9 protein-coding genes and 1 pseudogene are annotated in these 11,900 nt (G+C 64.3%); 2 read left to right on the top strand and 8 right to left on the bottom strand.

The genetic code is table 11. The annotated features are described in order from the left end of the window. The first annotated feature begins 42 nt into the window (after positions 1-42). Positions 43-861 carry a chromate resistance protein ChrB domain-containing protein gene (locus F8237_RS30615; RefSeq protein WP_151649838.1) on the top strand — a complete coding sequence of 273 codons (819 nt, stop codon included), beginning with the start codon at positions 43-45 and terminating at the stop codon, positions 859-861. Beyond that, the gene (gene chrA, locus F8237_RS30610; RefSeq protein ID WP_151649837.1) at positions 861-2,246 is read left to right on the top strand and encodes a chromate efflux transporter; all 1,386 of its coding nucleotides are present in this window, start codon (positions 861-863) and stop codon (positions 2,244-2,246) included. The genes F8237_RS30615 and chrA overlap by 1 nt, the downstream gene beginning before the upstream one ends. A 112-nt stretch (positions 2,247-2,358) precedes the next feature. On the opposite strand, the gene F8237_RS30605 is transcribed toward chrA, so the two are convergent. The 8 genes and pseudogenes from F8237_RS30605 to F8237_RS30570 all read right to left on the bottom strand — a co-directional run bounded on the left by F8237_RS30605 (position 2,359) and on the right by F8237_RS30570 (position 11,892). Beyond that, a complete protein-coding gene (locus F8237_RS30605) occupies positions 2,359-3,534 on the bottom strand; it encodes a dipeptidase (RefSeq protein ID WP_151649836.1) in 1,176 nt (391 codons plus the stop codon). Between the two features lie 987 nt (positions 3,535-4,521). Further along, a complete protein-coding gene (locus tag F8237_RS30595) occupies positions 4,522-6,066 on the bottom strand; it encodes a GMC family oxidoreductase (protein ID WP_151649835.1) in 1,545 nt (514 codons plus the stop codon). A 4-nt stretch (positions 6,067-6,070) separates the two neighbouring features. Further along, positions 6,071-7,301 (bottom strand): annotated as a pseudogene (locus tag F8237_RS30590) (ABC transporter substrate-binding protein). A gap of 33 nt (positions 7,302-7,334) precedes the next feature. Beyond that, positions 7,335-7,619, bottom strand: coding sequence for a hypothetical protein (locus F8237_RS37030; protein WP_244626019.1), 285 nt, complete (start codon positions 7,617-7,619; stop codon positions 7,335-7,337). Between the two features lie 310 nt (positions 7,620-7,929). After that, a complete protein-coding gene (gene parC / locus F8237_RS30585) occupies positions 7,930-10,188 on the bottom strand; it encodes a DNA topoisomerase IV subunit A (protein ID WP_151649834.1) in 2,259 nt (752 codons plus the stop codon). A gap of 60 nt (positions 10,189-10,248) precedes the next feature. Beyond that, entirely contained in the window at positions 10,249-10,527 is a 279-nt protein-coding gene (locus tag F8237_RS30580; protein ID WP_151649833.1) for a hypothetical protein, read from the bottom strand. Between the two features lie 105 nt (positions 10,528-10,632). Next, the gene (recO, locus tag F8237_RS30575) at positions 10,633-11,385 is read right to left on the bottom strand and encodes a DNA repair protein RecO (protein WP_151649832.1); all 753 of its coding nucleotides are present in this window, start codon (positions 11,383-11,385) and stop codon (positions 10,633-10,635) included. 126 nt (positions 11,386-11,511) lie between these two features. Continuing rightward, entirely contained in the window at positions 11,512-11,892 is a 381-nt protein-coding gene (locus F8237_RS30570) for a hypothetical protein (protein ID WP_151649831.1), read from the bottom strand. Positions 11,893-11,900 lie beyond the last annotated feature (8 nt).

Raw genomic sequence — 11,900 nt, 5'->3', positions numbered from 1 at the left:
GCCCAAGTATCGCGTCCCGTTTCGTTTATGCGAGGACGCATCATGTCAACGTTCACGACCATATCATCTGACAAATTGACCCGGTTGATCGGCACGGCGAACGCGCCGCTCCTGATCGACGTGCGCACGGACGAGGATTTTGCCGCCGACCCCAGGCTGATCCCCGGCTCGATCAAGCTTAGCCACGACACTGTCTCCGACTGGGGCGGCGAGCTTTCCGGCCGCTCCGCCATCGTCGCCTGCCTGCGCGGCGCAAAGCTCGCGCAGGGCACGGCGGCCTGGTTGCGGCAGCTCGGCGTGCAGGCCGAGACGCTGGAGGGCGGCTTCGAGGGCTGGAAGGACGCCAGGCTGCCGCTGATCGACGCGTCGAAACTGCCGCCGCGCGATGCCAAGGGACGCACCGTCTGGGTGACGCGGGCACGGCCGAAGGTCGATCGTATCGCCTGCCCGTGGCTGATCCGCCGCTTCGTCGACCCCAACGCGGTGTTCCTGTATGTGGCGCCGTCCGAGGTGGTCGCCGTCGGCGAGCGGTTCGGCGCGGCCCCCTTCGACATCGAGAACGTGTTCTGGAGCCACCGCGGCGAGCTCTGCACCTTCGACGTCATGATCGAGGAGTTCGGGATCGCCACCCCGGCCTTGCTCCGGCTGGCAACGCTGGTGCGCGGCGCCGACACCGCGCGGCCCGACCTCGCGCCGGAAGCGCCCGGCCTGCTCGCGGCCTCGCTCGGGCTGTCGCGAATGTACGATGACGACATCGCGCAGCTCGAGGCCGGCATCCTGCTCTACGACGCCTTTTACCGCTGGTGCCGCGACGCCACCGGCGAGACCCACAACTGGCCGACTAACAAAGTGAAAGCGTGATGGATACCCGCGTCAATCAAACGGGAGCTGATGCCGGTCACGGCATCAGCTTCGGCGAAGCTTTTCGCGTCTGGCTCCGCGTCGCCTGCCTGAGCTTCGGCGGGCCCGCGGGCCAGATCGCGGTGATGCACCGCATCCTGGTCGAGGAGAAGAACTGGATCTCCGAGAGCCGTTTCCTGCATGCGCTGAACTATTGCATGCTGCTGCCGGGACCGGAGGCGCAGCAGCTCGCAACCTATATCGGCTGGCTGATGCACCGCACCGCCGGCGGGCTGATGGCGGGTGGACTGTTCATCCTGCCCGGCATCATCGCCATCATGGGCCTCAGCTACATCTATGCCGCCTTCGGCAATGTCAGCTTCGTCGAGGCCTTGTTCTTCGGCCTGAAAGCCGCCGTGCTCACCATCGTCGTCGAGGCCGTGGTGCGCGTCGGCAAGCGCGCGCTGAAGAACCGCATGATGATTGCGCTGGCCGCGATCGCCTTCGTCGCGATCTTCTTCTTCGCCGTCCCCTTCCCGGTCATCATCATCGCCGCCGGCCTGATCGGATATGCCGGCGCAAGAAGCGGCCGGCCTGAATTTGCCCCTGTTGGTCACGGCCCCATCGGCAGCAGCGCATTGATCGACAGCATGCTCGGCGATGCCGTACCCGATCATGTCCGTCCCGATGCTGCGCGCACGATCCGCGTCGGCGCGCTATGGCTGGCGCTCTGGCTGGTGCCCGTGCTCGCGCTGATCCTCGCCCTCGGGCAGGCCAGCGTGTTCAGCCAGATCGCGCTGTTCTTCTCGAAGATGGCGCTGGTCACCTTCGGCGGCGCCTACGCCGTGCTGGCCTACGTCGCCCAGCAGGCGGTCGAGCACTATCACTGGCTCAGGCCCCACGAAATGCTCGACGGCCTCGGCATGGCCGAGACCACGCCTGGCCCGCTCATCATGGTGCTCCAGTTCGTGGGCTTCATGGCCGCCTATCGCGATCCCGGCGGGATGTCGCCGATGCTGGCCGCGACGCTCGGCGGATTGCTCGCGACCTGGGTAACCTTCACGCCCTGCTTCCTCTGGATCTTCGTCGGCGCGCCCTACATCGAACGCCTGCGCGGCAATGCTGGCCTCGCCGGCGCGCTCAGCGCGATCACGGCCGCCGTGGTCGGCGTCATCCTCAACCTCTCGATCTGGTTCGCGCTGCACACGCTGTTCCGCGAGACCGTGCCGGTGCACGCCTTCCCGCTGGATTTCGATCGGCCGGTGCTGACCAGCGTCGATGTGCCCGCGCTGCTTTTGGCGATTGCTGCCGCGATCGCGATCTTCCGGTTCAAGCTCGGGATGCTGACGGTGCTGGCGGGCAGTTGCGCGGCGGGCGTTGCGCTGCGGCTGGCGGGGGTGATCTAGGACGCGGAATCATAGTTTGTCGCGTCCGCTTTGCTAAGGGAAGACGATGTTGAATCCGATGGCTGCATGGCGGCATTGGACCATGACGCGACATCTGCATCCGATTTGGACCTCAGGACGGAACAATTCCTTTGCGGAGTACACGCAAGACGTTGCCTCCCATGACTTTGCGGACTTCCTCCTCTGAAAAGCCGATGCTCAGCAAGGCTTGAGTAATAGCAATAACCTGACTTGCGTCGAATCCAGTAGTGGTCGCGCCGTCGAAATCCGAACCGAGTCCAACATAGTCGACGCCAACCAGATCTCGAACATGCGCGATTGCCCTGGCCACGTCCTTGGGAGCTGTCGAGCAAACCGCTCCCTGCCAATACCCAATACCGATCACTCCACCGGTCTTAGCAATCCCCTTAACCTCGTCATCGGTTAGATTGCGATTGGCCTTGCACGTGCTTTGCACGCCCCCATGACTGTAGACAACCGGACGCCGAGACATTGCCAGCACTTCGGCTACAGTAGTATGACTGGAATGAGCAAGATCAACGACCATCCCCAACGTTTCCATGCGCCTTACAACCTGCCGACCCAGCGTGGTTAGACCGCCCTTGTCACGGCCGTGCATCGACCCTGCGACATCATTATCGAAAAAATGGGTAAGGCCTGCGATCCTGAAGCCAGCGGCATATAGCACGTCAAGATTTGCGAGCTTGCCCTCAAGATCATGCAAGCCCTCGATCGAAAGCATTCCGCCCACCACTTTTGCTCCGCTTTGTCGATCAACGAGTAGGCTCTCGATGTCCTCAGGCGTGCGAATAAGGCGGAGCCGCCCTCCAGAACGGTCGGCAAAGCCTTGAAGTTTCTCCGCGTGCCACAGCGAGCGTTCAAGCAGGGAGTTCCAAGTTCTGGGCGGTTGCAGGTCGATAAAGGCCAAAGCCCGAACGGTGTCAGTATCTGACCCGTTTGAATTGTAGTTTTGTCCCTCTGGCGATTTTGTCACGGACGAAAACACTTGAAGCGCGTATCGCCCCTCGATCAGACGTGGCACATCGATGTGCCCTCGATGCGAGCGCTCCAAGAGGTTGCGCTTCCACAACAGACTATCGGCATGCATGTCAGCTACATCAAGCGTCGCATGTAGTTGCTGTGCCGCACGAGTGATGTTGAGAGGAACAGGTTGAACCCTATTTTGTGATAGGTCTATTTTGCCGGGGGTAACCGCAAAGAACCGGACGACAACAACGATCAACGCAATCGCGGCAACTAAAACTCCGATCGAAATCCACTTTCTCATCGATGCCGTGCCCCAACTCCGTGAAAGTATCGTACCGGTCGTATATCGGTTCGGTAAAGCCCTGTTGAAGTCCGGTGCAAGCCGCCAAATGACGACCAAGTGGGACGACGTCCGCTCTGCCCAGAGAAGCTCGGACTCGATAGCTACGCTCTCGCACCTAGTGCCCGTCGGGCAAAACACCCGCGCAAATTCTCAACCCGCCTGTCAAGCCCCACCTCGCAAAATATTCTACTTTACCGAAATTCGGATTTTACGTACACACGAAACACCCTGACCCGTCACAAGGGGCGGATCGCGATCGTCACGAACCGCGGGTTGGGGTGCGATGGACGCGACGGCGTCGGGCGCGATTGGCGTTGCAGGGCGGCCTCGGCCGTGAGCAATGGCTACGCGCAGACGACACGGCGCTGACAGCGTCTTCGCATGGCTTCGGGGGCGAGCACACGCCACCCCTCGGAGTTCCAGCGAAGACGTGCGCGGACGGAGAAGTCGTGTGGTCCTGACGCCCGCAGGCTGGCGTCAAGCCTTGCGGTGATGTGGCGGCCCGACCGGGCACGTGCATCAGCCATCCGCGAGCGCGACGGGGGCAATAGTGCATCGCTCCCCGAGGAGAGCACGAAGGACACCGTTAAAACCATCGCGCAGGGAAGGCCGGGCGATCCGGCGAGACCTGTGATCCACCCCGTGTGCGTTTCTACAGCGCACGGATCTGCGGGTGCCAGCCGGCGCCCGGCCTTCCCTGCGCCCTTGTCCTGATGAGGGCGAGGCGAGAAGCAAAACTCGGGCAAATCAGCCGCGAGAATGAAAACGCTCGCCTGCTGTTTGAAATGTGTAACGGAGCCGAGGCCATCTCGACTCACGCTCGCTGTCATCGTCCGCGAAGGCGGACGATCCAGTACGCCGCGGCGGGTATTGTGCACACACACTGGCGCCGCGGCGTACTGGATGCCCCGGTCAAGCCGGGGCATGACACCTGTGTTGTGACGGCTACCGCATCATCATCCGCGTAATCGCTTCCCCGATCACCACCGTCGTGAAATGCGTATTGGCCCGGCAATCCGACGGCATGATCGAGGCGTCGGCGACGCGCAGGCCGCTGATGCCCTTCACTGTACCATCAGGATTGACGACACCTTCGGCATCCCCAACGCCGGTCATGCGGCAGCTGCCGGCGGCGTGCTGGATGTCGCCGGTCTCGCGGCGCAATAGCGCATCGAGCTCGTGATCCGGCAACGCCGCTGCCTGCGGCAGCGTCAAGTCGGTGTCGGTCAGCCTGATCCAGTCGGCGATGCCTGATAGCGCCGGCTGCGAGGTGATCACGGCGAGCCGCTTCACCGCGTCCATCATGCGTAGCATGTCCCGGGGATCGGCCAGCATGTTCTCATCGACGATGGGATCGATCGTAGGGTCCGTCGAAGCCAGTTTGAGCGTCCCGCGCGAATAGGCGTTGAACAGTCCGGCGCCGATCGCTCCGGAAACGCCGACGCCGCGGTGGTTGAAGGCGATCAGGATCATGTCACGCTTGCCGCCATTGGCGAGGCCCGAGGAATAGGTCACGCAGCAATTGGTGTGGCGGGTGTCGGGATCGGTCGGCCGCAGCTTCTCGTGGAGCTGAATGGTCGCGCGAAACAGCGGATGGTCGAAGAAGTGCTTGCCGACCGGCAAGTCCCGCTCGACCGCGATGCCCATCGCCTTCAGCTCATCGGCCGGGCCGACGCCCGAGCGCAGCAGGATCGCCGGACTGTGGATGGCACCGGCGCACAGCACGATCTGGCGCGCGCTGATCTCCTGAGTACCCTGCCCTTCGAAGTGAACGCGCAGGCCGGTCGCCCGTCCGTCGCTGATCAGCACGCGATCGACCAGCGCATGCCCGCGAATCTCCAGATTGGATCGGCCGCGCGCCGGCTCGAGATAGCCCTCATTGGTGGTGATGCGGCGCAGATTGCGGCTGTTGATGGGATAGCAGGCGACGCCCTCCCCATCAGGACCGTTGACGTCGTCGCACCAGGGATAGCCGCTCGCCAGCGCCGCATCGCGCAGGCCACGATCGATCGGGCCCCATGTCTCCGGCGGCGCGCGATAGACCGGCAGCGGGCCGCCGCGTCCATGTCCCTCGGTGTCGCCGAGCTCCAGATCGTCCTCGATCACCGAGAACAGCGGCATCACCTCCCTGGCCGACCAGCCGGTGCAGCCATTGGCGGCCCATTCGTCGAACGCATCGGCGACGCCGCGGATGGCGATCTGGCCGTTCATCATCGACGAGCCGCCGAGGCCCTTGCCGCGCCAGTAGAAGCGCGGCTCCTGCTCCGCCACCCGGCGCGTCAGCAGATCAGGCCATTGCCATTTCTCCTGATACTCGCGCTTGTGGATGATCGGAATGGGGTTCGGCGTCCTGACTTCCCACGGCGCCTCGTCGGCGCGCCAGTCCAGACCCGCTTCGAGCAACAGGACACGCCGTGCGGGATCCTCGGAGAGCCGCGCCGCGACAGCGGCGCCGGCAGAGCCGCCGCCGACAACAATGACATCGTACATCGCGTTACTTCTCAACGATCCAGAACACCGGGATGGCGGAAGGTATCAGACCGCGCAAGGTGGCGCGATAGGCCGCGGGCTGCGCGAACTGGCCCCACGGGATCGCGGGCGCCTGGTCGTACATGACGCTCTGGATCTCGCCCGCGATCTTCTTGCGGTCCTCCTCGGCGGGCGCCTTGGCAAACGCCTCCATCAAGGGCGTGATGCGCGAGTCGCACTGCCATCCGGTGAAGTCCGCGCAATTGAAGGCGACCATGACGTTGGTCAGCGGCGAGCCAAGGTCGAAACCGCCGGCGTGAACGCCATAAACGCTCCAGCCCTCCTTCTTGGCGCGGCGCGCCAGCACGCTCGCCCAGTCCATCACCTGAAGATCGACGTTGAAGCCGGCCTGCTTCAGCCGTTCGGCCAGGACCTGCGCGGAGACGCGCGGGGCTTCGAGATCGTTGGCCTCCATGACGACGACGGGCTCGCCGGCATATTTCGTCGCCTTCAGCGCGGCCTTCGCCGCCTCGATCGACGGCTTGGCGGCCGCTTCCGTGCCGGCCTTGCTGTCATAGGTGGTGCCGCAGGTGAAGAACGTCGCGCAGGGCGTGGCATATTTCGCGTCGAGACCGAGCGCGTCCAGTACCTCGCGCTGATCGACCAGCTTCCACAGCACGCGCCGGATCGCGGGATCATCGAACGGCTTCGATGCGGCGTTGAGGCGATAGGCGCCCGCGAACATGTTGCCGCCGGTGAAGTTCACGAGCTTGACGCGTGCGTTCTTCTCCAGTTGCGGCAGCAGATCGAACGGCGCGTATTGCATGAAGTCGACCTCGCCGGCCTGGAGCGCGGAGGCGGCGGTCGAACCATCAGGGATGACGCGGATCTCAAGCGTCGATGTTGACGCGCTTGCCGCCGGCGAGGAAGTCAGCGGGCTCCGGACGCGGCACATAGTCGGCGAACTTCTTCAGGATCATGCGATCGCCGGTGCGGTGATCGGCCTTGCTGTAGACGAACGGGCCGGAGCCGATGATCTCGGTGATGCGCTGGTCGCCGGGCGTTTTCGCAACACGCTCCGGCATCATGAAGGCGACCGGGCTGACGGGATTGCCGAGCGCGTCGATGACGAGGCCGGACGGCTCCTTCAGCGTCAGCACGAAGGTCTTCGCATCGGTCGGCTCGAGCGACGCCGTGATCGCGAAGATGCGGCGGCCAAGCGCGCTGCGGGTGCCCCAGCGGCGCAGCGAAGCCACGCAGTCGGCCGCCGTGACCGGCTGACCGTCATGTCATTTCAGGCCGTCGCGCAGCGTGAAGCTGTAGGTCAATCCGTCCGGAGAGACCTTCCAGTCCTGCACCATCTGCGGCTTGACGTCGCCCTTGGAATCCTTGGCGAACAGCGTGTCGAACACCATGTAGCCAAACGTGCGCGAAATATAGGCCGTGGAGAAATGCGGATCGAGCGTGACGATCTCCGCCTCCAGCACCGCAACGAGATTGCCCGCCGCATGCGCCGGCGCCGCGACGATCGCGAGCCCGAGCAGCGCCGGAATGAAAGCCTTCAGTTTGAACATTGGTGCCTTTTTGCCTTATGACCGAGACGTTTGCAGTCACCAGGAAAAAGCAATGTTCGTGCCCATACGGCGGAAACACGTATGTGCTCACGACTATCTGCCACGCGTTTGGGCACCACATCCTCGGTGTCATCGCCGGGCTTGACCGGGCGATCCAGTATTCCAGAGACGGGCGTGATTGAACCGAGACACCGCGGCGTACTGGATGCCCCGGTCAAGCCGGGGCATGACACCTGTGTTGCAGCGTGGGTTCCGGCTCTGCGCAGCAACGCTTACGCGTTGCAGCGCGTCCGGGACGCGAGAGCCGCCCCTACCCGATCACCTTGCCGAACTTGTTCGACTTCGGGAAACCCTTCGGCGGCAGGCGGCCGGCGTCGGCGCGGGTGCCCTTCCACTCGGCGAGCTCCTTCATGGTCGCGGAGAATTCCCGCCCGGCGGAGTCCTTCCAGGTCAGGCCCGCCTTGGCATCGAACACCGCGATGTCGGACAGGCCGCCGTCCTTGTACTTCTGCAGACGCACGCCGCGGCCGCGCGCCATCTCCGGCACTTCGCTGAGCGCGAAGATCAGCATCTTGCGGTTCTCGCCGATCACCGCGACGGTGTCGCCGATCACCTCGGTGACCACGCGCGCCTCGTTCGGCATATCGACGTTGAGGACCTGCTTGCCCTTCTTGGTGGTGCCGACGCAATCGTCCTCGTTGACGACGAAACCCTGGCCTTCGTGGCTCGCGACCAGGAATTTGCGTCCGCCCTTGTTGACGAACAGCGCGACGGGCGCGGCCTCCTGCTCGAGGTCGATGAACAGGCGGATCGGCTCGCCATGGCCGCGGCCGCCCGGCAGCTTCGCGACATCGAGCGAATAGAATTTGCCGTTGGTCGCGAACAGCAGCAGCTTCGACGTCGTCTCGGCGAAGAACGCGAAGCCGAGCTTGTCGTCCTGCTTGAAGGTCAGGCCGGAGAGATCCTCGACAAGGCCCTTCATGGTGCGGATCCAGCCCTTGTCAGACACGACGACGGTGACCGGCTCGCGCTCGACGAGGGCTTCCTCCATCGCAGCGAGATCGTGCTCGGGCGCGTCGGCGAAGGTGGTGCGGCGCTTGCCGAGCGGCGTCTTCGGCCCGAACATGTCGCGGACCTTGCCGACCTGCTCGCTGACCTTCTTCCACTGCTCGGGCTCGGACGCCAGCAGTCCCTCGATACCCTTCAGCTCCTTACGGAGATCCTTGTCCTCGGTGCGGATCTCCATCTCCTCGAGCTTGCGCAAGGAGCGCAGCCGCATGTTGAGGATGGCTTCCGCCTGCACTTCGGTGAGCTTGAACGCCTTGATCAGGGCCGGCTTCGGCTCATCCTCGGTGCGGATAATCCTGATCACCTCGTCGATGTTCAAATAGGCGATCAGCAAGCCGCCCAGGATTTCGAGCCGGTTCTCGATCTGCGCCTTGCGATGGTTGGTGCGGCGGATCAGGACGTCGCGCAGATGGTCGAGCCATTCGCGCAGGCACTCCGCGAGCCCCACCACCTTGGGGATGCGGCCCTTGATCAGCACGTTCAGGTTCAACGGTATCTTGTTCTCGAGCTCGGTCAGCCGGAACAGCGATTCCATCATCAGGGCCGGGTCGACGTTTTTCGATTTCGGCTCGATGACGAGACGAACGTCTTCAGCCGATTCGTCGCGGACCTCGCCAACCAGCGGCAGCTTCTTCTGGTCGAGCAGCTCGGCGATCTTCTCGACCATCCGAGACTTCTGCACCAGATAGGGAATTTCGGTGACGACCACCACCCAGGTGCCGCGGGCGCCCTCTTCCTGCTGCCATCTGGCGCGAACGCGGAACGAGCCGCGGCCGGTCGTGTAAGCCTCGGCAATCGCCTGCTTGGAATCGACGCAGATTCCTCCCGTCGGGAAATCCGGGCCCTTGACCCACTTCATCAGTGCCTTGGATTTCGCGTCGGGCTTCTCGATCAGATGCAGCGCGGCCTCGCAAAGTTCGGCGGCATTGTGCGGCGGGATCGAGGTCGCCATGCCGACCGCGATGCCCTGCGCGCCGTTGGCGAGCAGGTTCGGGAAGCCGCCCGGCAGAACCACCGGCTCCTTGGACTGGCCGTCGTAGTTGGGACGGAATTCGACCCCGTCCTCATCGATGCCGTCGAGCAGAAGCCGCGCGACGTCGGTCATGCGCGCTTCGGTGTAGCGGTAGGCGGCGGGATTATCGCCGTCGATATTGCCGAAATTGCCCTGGCCGTCGACCAGCGGATAACGCGAGGAGAAGTCCTGCGCGAGGCGAACCATGGCGTCGTAGATCGCCTGGTCGCCATGCGGATGGAACGAGCCCATCACGTCGCCGACGATCTTGGCGGATTTCTTGAAGGCCGTGCCGGGGTCGAGCCTGAGCAGGCGCATGCCGTAGAGAATGCGCCGATGCACCGGCTTCAGGCCGTCGCGCGCGTCCGGCAGCGCACGGTGCATGATGGTCGAGAGCGCGTACGCAAGGTAGCGCTCTTCCAGCGCTTCACGCAGCGGCACGTCGTGAATTTCGGCCGGTTCTTCCGGCGGAACGATTCGTTTTCCCATGCCGCCCGGTTAAACCGTGGAAGCGAATCGGGCAAGGATCGATTGGTTCCCTGTGGGCTTCTACTGCCCGGCCCAGCCGGCGGTCACGGTTGGCTGGGTCTTGACCTGCGCGGTGACAGGCGCGTTGGTCAGGCAGCGCCGAGCAGTCTCGATCTCGGCCTCCGTCGCGCCCTTGGACCGCGCCCATGTCTCTGCGGCCGCAGCGGAATATTTGGCCACATAGTACCGAACGACGGTACAGGATGCCCGGCGAAACACGCCGGGTTGCGGTTCGGCGGCCATGGCGTCCGGCGCGAACGCGAGCAGCGCCGCGGACAAGGCAAATCCCCTGATCAACATTGGGCCGTCCCCGTGATGGAACCTGCCGGGCCAACTCGACCTGCCGGCTTTCGTTCCCGGGGAACTGCCCTGTCCTGCGACAGGGCAGAGCCGCCGTGAGGTCGGTCATGGCGCCGGAAGCGCCGCCTTGGCCTGTTGACGCGTCAGGGCGTTGATGAAGCCGGCCCGTGCGTCGGAATGGCCCTGGCCCCGCGGCTCCAGCACGTGGCGCAGCAGGAACAGGCCGGTGAGCCGAAAGCCGTCCTGGAGATCCTCATCGGTCAGCTCGCTCGCGGTTTCGCCCTGGCGAAGGAACTGCGGCAGCCGCAACAAGCGGTCGCGCCACGGCTCGCCGGCGCCGCGCGACACCGCGCCGCCGGACTTGGGCGAGACATAGATCAGGTCCGTGGTCTCCCCGGTCACGGCGCAATTGTCCAGCGCCAGCCCAAAACCGAGTTCGGCGAGCATTGCCAGCTCGAAATGGATGACGTGCACGGCCGCGCTGCCGATGTCGTCGAAATCATCGAGCGAATGCTCGAGCATCGCAAAGATGTCTTCGTGCGGATCGCGCTCCGGCAGCAGCCGCGCGATCGAGGCGAGATGAGTGATGCCGTAGACGCCGTGGGACGATCCCAGCAGCGTGGCCGCACGCAGCTTCAGGCCCTCAATGGCATAGGTGCCGAGATGCTCGTCGAGCCGCGCCCGCCACACCACGCTGACGCTGTTGCCGGGCTGCAGCAGCGGCCGCATCCGCGAGCCGGCGCCGCCGCGGACGAGGCCAAGATGACGGCCGTGCCCGCGGGTCAGCAGCTCGACGATGGCGCTGCTCTCGCCATGCCGCCGCACGCCCAGCACGATGCCTTCGTCGGTCCATTCCATCGGATTAAGTCTAGCGGCTTCCAGCGCTCAATCGTAGGGCGGATTAGCCGAAGGCGTAGTCCGCCATTTGCCCATGCACAGCTAGATGGTGGATTAGGCTTCGCTAATCCACCCTACGGCAAAACCTCACGCGTTGAACCAGCCCTTCGCATCCCCGCTGAAGGAGAAATACAGGCCCATCGCCGTCAGCACGCAGGAGACGATCTCGATGGCGCTGTCGAGCTCCATCCCCTTCTCGCCGATGATCTGGCCGAGCGAGATCACGGACAGCGCCAGGGCCGCCGCCAGCACCCAGCGCGGCCAGTTCTTGCGCCAATGCGCCGCCAGCCAGACGAAGTAGACCAGCAGCAGGATGATGCAGCCGGCGAGCAATGTCGCCGTCATGATCATCTGCTCGGTCATTTCGGCATTGGGGGTGCGGTCCTGCACCGCGACCGAGAGGGCATCCAGCATCAACGATGCGTAGAGCAGCGCCTCGAAGCGCCGGACGTTGCTGGGTACGCTCATCGGGGACC

It is taken from the genome of Bradyrhizobium betae (assembly GCF_008932115.1).
Classification (GTDB): Bacteria; Pseudomonadota; Alphaproteobacteria; order Rhizobiales; family Xanthobacteraceae; genus Bradyrhizobium; species Bradyrhizobium betae.
Note: the sequence above shows the minus strand (reverse complement) of the source record. Positions and strands in the feature narration are given on the sequence as shown.

Bases quoted from the DNA above. Each gene is read 5' to 3' on its own strand.
- F8237_RS30580 (WP_151649833.1), bottom strand. From the start codon at position 10,527: ATGTTGATCAGGGGATTTGCCTTGTCCGCGGCGCTGCTCGCGTTCGCG.
- F8237_RS30570 (WP_151649831.1), bottom strand. From the start codon at position 11,892: ATGAGCGTACCCAGCAACGTCCGGCGCTTCGAGGCGCTGCTCTACGCA.
- F8237_RS30605 (WP_151649836.1), bottom strand. From the start codon at position 3,534: ATGAGAAAGTGGATTTCGATCGGAGTTTTAGTTGCCGCGATTGCGTTG.
- parC (WP_151649834.1), bottom strand. From the start codon at position 10,188: ATGGGAAAACGAATCGTTCCGCCGGAAGAACCGGCCGAAATTCACGAC.
- F8237_RS30615 (WP_151649838.1), top strand. From the start codon at position 43: ATGTCAACGTTCACGACCATATCATCTGACAAATTGACCCGGTTGATC.
- recO (WP_151649832.1), bottom strand. From the start codon at position 11,385: ATGGAATGGACCGACGAAGGCATCGTGCTGGGCGTGCGGCGGCATGGC.
- F8237_RS37030 (WP_244626019.1), bottom strand. From the start codon at position 7,619: ATGTTCAAACTGAAGGCTTTCATTCCGGCGCTGCTCGGGCTCGCGATC.
- F8237_RS30595 (WP_151649835.1), bottom strand. From the start codon at position 6,066: ATGTACGATGTCATTGTTGTCGGCGGCGGCTCTGCCGGCGCCGCTGTC.
- chrA (WP_151649837.1), top strand. From the start codon at position 861: ATGGATACCCGCGTCAATCAAACGGGAGCTGATGCCGGTCACGGCATC.